The organism is Lysobacter antibioticus (assembly GCF_001442535.1).
Classification (GTDB): Bacteria; Pseudomonadota; Gammaproteobacteria; order Xanthomonadales; family Xanthomonadaceae; genus Lysobacter; species Lysobacter antibioticus.
Map to the genome: position 1 here is coordinate 5,721,230 of NZ_CP013141.1, position 6,190 is coordinate 5,727,419.

The 6,190-nt window shown below is 67.9% G+C and carries 4 protein-coding genes and 1 pseudogene; 3 read left to right on the top strand and 2 right to left on the bottom strand.

Annotation, left to right across the window (positions count from 1 at the left end):
* Positions 1-150 precede the first annotated feature (150 nt).
* On the bottom strand, positions 151-717 hold the full coding sequence (gene efp, locus GLA29479_RS23120) for an elongation factor P (protein ID WP_031370552.1): 567 nt from the start codon (positions 715-717) through the stop codon (positions 151-153).
* A gap of 259 nt (positions 718-976) precedes the next feature.
* Between efp and epmB the strand changes: the two genes are divergently transcribed.
* Positions 977-2,032, top strand: a complete 1,056-nt coding sequence (gene epmB, locus GLA29479_RS23125; RefSeq protein WP_057972992.1) for an EF-P beta-lysylation protein EpmB — start codon at positions 977-979, stop codon at positions 2,030-2,032.
* Between the two features lie 176 nt (positions 2,033-2,208).
* The gene (locus GLA29479_RS23130) at positions 2,209-4,302 is read left to right on the top strand and encodes an EAL domain-containing response regulator (protein ID WP_057972993.1); all 2,094 of its coding nucleotides are present in this window, start codon (positions 2,209-2,211) and stop codon (positions 4,300-4,302) included.
* A 349-nt stretch (positions 4,303-4,651) separates the two neighbouring features.
* Here the strand turns inward: GLA29479_RS23130 and htpX are convergent, their stop codons facing one another.
* Complete coding sequence (htpX, locus tag GLA29479_RS23135) at positions 4,652-5,563, bottom strand: protease HtpX (RefSeq protein ID WP_057918481.1); 912 nt, start codon at positions 5,561-5,563, stop codon at positions 4,652-4,654.
* Between the two features lie 250 nt (positions 5,564-5,813).
* Here htpX and GLA29479_RS23140 point away from each other — a divergent pair.
* Positions 5,814-6,182, top strand: a pseudogene (locus GLA29479_RS23140) (glutamate--tRNA ligase family protein); the annotation flags it as partial.
* Positions 6,183-6,190: the final 8 nt, after the last annotated feature.

Genomic DNA, 6,190 nt, shown 5'->3' on the forward strand with positions numbered 1-6,190 from the left:
CGGCTGCGCCGGCACCGCGTGCGCCGGCCGGGTTACATCATGCTTTCTTTGCCGATGACGACCGCAAGCGACCGGCATCGCTCCTGGCCGGCGCCGGACGGCGCCGCGGCCAGACCGCGGCCGCCGCAGCGGCCACGGTTCGCTACAGGCTTACTTCGCGCGGCTGAAATACTCGCCCGAACGCGTGTCGACCTTGATGATCTCGTCCTGGCTGACGAACAAGGGCACGCGCACCACCGCGCCGGTTTCCAGGGTCGCCGGCTTGCCGCCGCCGCCCGAGGTATCGCCGCGCACGCCCGGATCGGTCTCGACGATCTTCAGTTCGACGAAGTTCGGCGGCTGGACCATGATCGGCACGCCGTTCCACAAGGTCACCACGCAGGCTTCCTCGCCCTTGAGCCACTTTTCCGCGCCGCCCATGCCCGACTTGTCGGCCTGGACCTGCTCGAAGCTTTCCTGGTTCATGAAGTGCCAGTACTCGCCGTCGCTGTAGAGGTACTGCATGTCGGTGTCGATGACGTCGGCGGCCTCGAGGTCGTCGGTCGCCTTCATGGTCATTTCGACCACGCGGCCGGTCTTGATGTTGCGATACTTCACGCGGGTGAAGGCCTGGCCCTTGCCCGGCTTGACGTACTCGGTATCGGTGATGACGCAAGGCTCGTTGTTGACGAGGATCTTCATCCCGTTCTTGACGTCGTTCATGCCATAGCTGGCCATGCTGAAACTCCTGCGAATAATGAGTGTGGCGTTGCGATTGGGTTCCGGTCACCCCCGCACCGGGCGGGTCGGCGGTGGCCGCGGCCGTCGTCCGGCGCGATCCCGGGCCGGCCTGCGACGGGCCCAGGGGTCCGCGAAACCGGGACCTGCCTGTGGCGGCGGAAGGCTAGAATGTCGGGCTGCGCCGGCCCATCCGCTGCGATTCACCGCGGCGGCGGGACCCGGGCGCCGTAATCGGAACCCTGAAGGCTAGCCCCGCATGATACCCGCTGCTCAAGCCTCCTTACAGCAGGCCCCCTCGTTCGCGACCGCAGCCGCCGGCCCGACGCCGCCGGCCGCCGGCGCGCGCTGGCAGGCGCTGTGGCGCGACGCCGTGCGCGATCCGCGCGAGCTGCTGGCCCTGCTCGGCCTGTCCGACGCGGCCTTGGCGCTGTCGGACGAGGCAGCGGCCCAGTTCCCGCTGCGGGTGCCGCGCGGCTTCGTCGCCCGCATGCTTCGCGGCGACCCGAACGACCCACTGCTGCGCCAGGTCCTGCCGCTGGACGAGGAAATGCGGCCGATGCCGGGTTTCAGCCTGGACGCGGTCGGCGACGGCGCGGCCAAGGCCGGCCACGGCGTGATCCGCAAGTACAACGGCCGCGCCCTGCTGATCGCCACCGGCAGCTGCGCGATCCACTGCCGCTACTGCTTCCGCCGTCACTTTCCCTATGCCGAGGAAACCGCCGCGGCCGGCGGCTGGCGCGACGCGGTCGCCGCGATCGGCGAGGACGCCGGCATCGACGAGGTCATCCTGTCCGGCGGCGACCCCTGGTCGCTGGCCACGCCGAAGCTGGAAGAGCTCACCGAAGCCCTGGCGCAAGTGCCGCACCTCAAGCGCCTGCGCATCCACACCCGCCTGCCGGTGGTCCTGCCCGAGCGCGTCGACGCCGCGCTGCAGGCCTGGATCGAACGCCTGCCGTGGCCGGTCGCGGTGGTGCTGCACGCCAACCACGCCAACGAATTCGACGCCGAGGTCGAGGCGGCCGTGCGGCGCCTGCGCGCCAGCGGCGCGACTTTGCTCAATCAGGCGGTGCTGCTGCGCGGGGTCAACGACAGCGTCGAGGCCCTGGCCGCGCTCAGCGAGCGCAGCTACGCCGCCGGCGTGCTGCCCTACTACCTGCACCAGCTCGACCGGGTCCAGGGTTCGGCCCATTTCGAGGTCGGCGACGAGCGCGCCCGCGAGCTGCACCGGCAGCTGGCCGCGCGCCTGTCGGGCTACCTGGTGCCCAAGCTGGTGCGAGAAGTGGCAGGCGACCCGGGCAAGCGTCCGTTGTAAGGTTGTAATCTGGTTGGGGTTTGATTGGGGAACGCCGAGGAACCGTACGCGGACGCGGAAGCGCCCGCGGCGTGCGTCCGCGGCGCGATCGAACTCCTCAACGGGTCACAGATTCTCGACCTTGCATGGACGAGGCCGGCGCTTCATGTCATAAAACCGGCCCACGGAGGTGGTCAATGCAATTCGGCAAAGACATGGTGCTGCGCTTGTTGATCGTCGACGACAGCGTCGAGGCGGCGGAGGCCATCGTCAGCGGGCTACGCAACAGCGGCATCGCGGTACGGCCGACACGGCCGGAAAACGAACAGGAAGTCGCCGCACTGATCCTGCAGCATCCACCGGACCTGGTGTTGGCGGCGCGCAACTCGCGCAACGTCTCGCTGGCCAAGTTGATGCAGAGCGTCGATGCCAGCGGCAAAGACCTGCCGGTGCTGGTGCTGCTGGAATCGATCGACGACGCCGCCCTGCTCGGCGCGCTGGAGATCGGTGCGCGCGGCGTGGTGCTGCGCTCCAACGTCGCCCACCTGCAGAACGCGGTGCGCTCCGAATGGGCCGACCTGGAAGCGCGCCGTTCGCTGCGCCGCCTCGAGGCCCAGGTGCGCGAGACCGAGCGCCGTTGCGACGCGCTGATCGATTCCTCGCGCGACCCGATCGCCTACATCCACGAAGGCATGCACATCCGTGCCAATGCCGCGTACCTGGAAATCTTCGGCTTCGAGTCCTTCGAGGACATCGAGGGCATGTCCCTGCTCGACCTGGTCGCGCCTTCCCAGGTCGACGGCTTCAAGCAATTGCTCAAGCAGCTCAGCAAGGGCGAAGCGCCGCCGCCGAGCTACGAAACCCAGGCCCGCGCGCTCGACGGCAACGCCTTCCCGGCGGTCATGGAATTCACCGCCGCCACCTATGAGGGCGAACACTGCCTGCAAGTGGTGCTGCGCCGCCAGGAGATCGACCCCGAGCTCGCCCGCGAAGTGGAAGCGCTGCGCCAGCGCGACCAGGTCACCGGCCTGCTCAACCGCGCCACCTTCCTGCGCGCGCTCGAAGACGCGGTCTCCGACGCGGCGCAGAATTCGGCCCACCACGGCCTGCTGCTGCTCGAACCCGACCATTACAACCAGCTGTTGCAGGAAATCGGCCTGGACCAGGCCGACCAGCTCATCGCCGCCTGCAGCGAGCGCCTGCGCGCGGCGATCGGCCCGGACGACATCGCCGCGCGTTTCGGCGAGCATCAGTTCGCGGTGCTGACCCGGCACAGCGACCACATGCACACCTCCAACCTGGCCGAAGGCATCCGCGCGGCGTTCGCCGATCACGTGCTGGAGACCGACAGCCTGTCGCTGAGCGCCACCGCCAGCGTCGGCGGCGTGCAGATCGGCGAGAAGATCGCCAGCATCACGGCGGTGCTCGGCAAGGCCAGCCAGTGCCTGCAGTCGGCCAGCGACGTCGGCGGCAACCGCACCGAGCTGTTCGACCCCGGCGCGGCCGACCGTGCCGAGGAAGAACGCATCGCCGCCTGGGTCGGACGCATCCGCGACGCCCTCGACGCCGATCGCTTCGTCATGAACTACCAGCCGCTGATCAATCTGCACGGCGAGCCGATGGAGATGTACGAGGCCTATCTGCGCATGCAGAACAGCCCCTCGGGCGAAGTCGGCGGCGAACTGGTGCAGCCGTTGTCGTTCCTTCAGATCGCCGAAGAACACGGCCTGCTGTGGGAAATCGACCGTTGGGTGGTCGGCAAGGCCATCCAGGTGATCGGCGAACGCATGCGCCAGGGCCGCCGCACCACCTTGCTGGTCAAGATCACCCAGGCCTCGCTGCAGGACGAGAGCCTGATCCAGCACGTAGTCGAGCAACTGGCCAAGTACGGCGCCGACGGCAAGCTGCTGGTGCTGCAACTGCCCGAGTCCAAGGTCTTCACCAACCTGCGCGCCGCGCAGGAACTGCAGTCGCGCATCTCCCAGTACGGCGTACGCGTCGGCCTGGAGCAATTCGGCGCCGGCCTCAACTCGTTCCAGCTGCTCAACCATTTCGACGCCGCCTTCCTCAAGATCGACCGCGGCTACATGATCGACCTCACCTCGAACCCCGACCACCAGCAGCGCGTGCGCGAAATCGCCGAAAAGGCGCGCGAACTGGGCCGGCAGACCATCGCCGAGTTCGTCCAGGACGCCGCCAGCATGAGCCTGCTGTTCGGCGCCGGCATCGACTACGCCCAGGGCCACTTCCTGGCCGCGGCCGGGCCGGACATGGATTACGACTTCCAGTAGTTCGGGAATCGGGAATCGGGAATCGGGAATCGGGAATCGGGAATCGGGAATCGGGAATCGGGAATCGGGAATCGGGAATCGGGAATCGGGAATCGGGAATCGGGAATCGGGAATCGGGAATCGGGAATCGGGAATCGGGAATCGGGAATCGGGAATCGGGAAAGGCTGAAGAATCGAGCTCGTCCCCGCAACAAAAAACCGCCGAAAGGCGGTTTTTTGTTGGTGGCGAAGTCGCGGCCGACAAGCGGCAGACAACCTGCCGCTGCCTTTGCTGCCCCCCCTTTGAAAAAGGGCCAGGGGGGATTTGCTTCTGCTCTCAGCCGCGCAACTGCGACCTATCGCACCGATCTCAACGCATCACCACGCCCGACGGGCGCTGCTCCGGCGCGTTGCGCAGCGCCTCGATGCGCTCCTCCAGCGGCGGATGGCTGCGCATCAGGCGCGAAAACCCATGCCCGACCGCGCCGCTGATGCCGAAGGCCTGCACCTGGTTCGGCAGGGTGCTTTGGCCGTAGGTCTGCGACAGCCGCTGCAACGCCGCGATCATCTTGTGGCGGCCGGCGAGCTGGGCGCCGCCGGCGTCGGCGCGGAACTCGCGGTAACGCGAGAACGCCATCGCGATCATGCTGGCGATCAGGCCGAACACCACGTCCAGCACCATCACCACCACGAAATAGAAGATGCCGGGGCCGCGCGACTCGCGCTGGCCGCCGAGCATCGCGTCGATCCAGCCGCCGACGATGCGCGCGGCGAACAACACGAAGGTGTTCAGCACGCCCTGGATCAAGGCCATCGTCACCATGTCGCCGTTGGCGACGTGACTGACCTCGTGGGCGAGCACGGCTTCGGCTTCGTCGCGGCTCATCGCCCGCATCAGCCCGGTCGACACCGCGACCAACGCCGAGTTGCGGTTGGCGCCGGTGGCGAAGGCGTTGATTTCCGGGGCGTCGTAGATAGCCACCTCGGGCATGCCGATGCCGGCCGCCTCGGCCTGGCGGCGCACGGTCGCGACCAGCCACTGCTCGGTCTCGTTGCGCGGCTGTTCGATCACGTAGGCGCCGGTGGTGCGTTTGGCGATCCACTTCGACATCAGCAGCGAGATCAACGAGCCGCCGAAACCGAACACCGCCGCCATGACCAGGATGCCGCCGTTGTTGCCCAGGCGGATGCCGAAGACGTTCTGCAGCACCGACATGACGATGCCGAGCAGGATCAGCACGGCCAGGTTGGTGGCCAGGAAAAGGGCTATGCGTTTGAACATGGTCGTACGTGCTCTGGTCTTGCCGCGCACCGCGCGCGGCTTCAGTCGACGTCCCTGTCCAGGGCGGCCATCGCCGCCTGTTCTCATGTGCGGCGCATTCGCCGCCTATCCTCATGTGCGGCGCGATCGCCGCACTGGTCAAATGTGGCGAAACCACCGTTAATTCAACGAGAATCCCGCTATAACCCGTCCCAGCCAGAGCGCTCGTTCATTGTCCGGACATCCTTCGCCGACCGCTGCGCCCGAGCGGATGCAGACGCCGTACCGGGGCCGCTTCGCGCCCTCGCCGACCGGCGACCTGCATCCGGGCTCGCTGCTGGCCGCATTCGGCAGTTGGCTGCTCGCGCGCCATCACCGCGGCACCTGGCTGGTCCGTATCGAAGACCTCGACCCGCCGCGTGAAGTTCCCGGTGCGGCCGAACGGCAGTTGCGCACCTTGGCCGCGTTCGGCCTGCGCAGCGACGAGCCGATCGTGCGCCAGAGCGCGCGCGGCGCCCTCTACCAGGCCGCGCTCGAACGCCTGCTGGACGAAGGCCGCGCGTTCTTCTGCCGTTGCAGCCGCAGCGACCTCGCGGCGAGCCACGGCATCCATCGCCGCTGCGTCGCCCACGCGCCGCGCCACGGCCG

Excerpts from the sequence above, each read along its gene's own strand:
- epmB (WP_057972992.1), top strand. The coding sequence starts at position 977 with ATGATACCCGCTGCTCAAGCCTCCTTACAGCAGGCCCCCTCGTTCGCG.
- GLA29479_RS23130 (WP_057972993.1), top strand. The coding sequence starts at position 2,209 with ATGCAATTCGGCAAAGACATGGTGCTGCGCTTGTTGATCGTCGACGAC.
- htpX (WP_057918481.1), bottom strand. The coding sequence starts at position 5,563 with ATGTTCAAACGCATAGCCCTTTTCCTGGCCACCAACCTGGCCGTGCTG.
- efp (WP_031370552.1), bottom strand. The coding sequence starts at position 717 with ATGGCCAGCTATGGCATGAACGACGTCAAGAACGGGATGAAGATCCTC.